We start from the raw sequence: 233 nt of genomic DNA, 5'->3' as shown, positions 1-233 counted from the left end.
CATACTCTACATTGAGGACCTCTGCTCCAAGTTGCTGGAGGTCGACTGTTTGAGAAAATGTTCCATTCCCAACAATATTTGTTACCTCTATGCCGTGTGATTCCAGTTCTTCCCTGCTTGTTTCTCGATCGAAATCAGTTAATAACACACCAAGATCATCCACGTCATACTCTGGATTGACCTGATAGGTCGCCTTTCCGCCCTTTCCCTCTTCCAGAACTGCTCCTTTATCG

1 protein-coding gene is annotated in these 233 nt (G+C 45.5%); it reads right to left on the bottom strand.

The annotated features are described in order from the left end of the window. A partial coding sequence (locus tag SM755_RS24245; protein ID WP_323174913.1) for a hypothetical protein occupies nt 1–233 on the bottom strand: 233 nt, incomplete at both ends.

The organism is Natrialba sp. PRR66, from assembly GCF_034808065.1.
Taxonomy (GTDB): domain Archaea; phylum Halobacteriota; class Halobacteria; order Halobacteriales; family Natrialbaceae; genus Natrialba; species Natrialba aegyptia.
The sequence above is the reverse complement of the archived record's forward strand: the minus strand, read 5'-3'. Positions and strand labels throughout refer to the sequence as shown.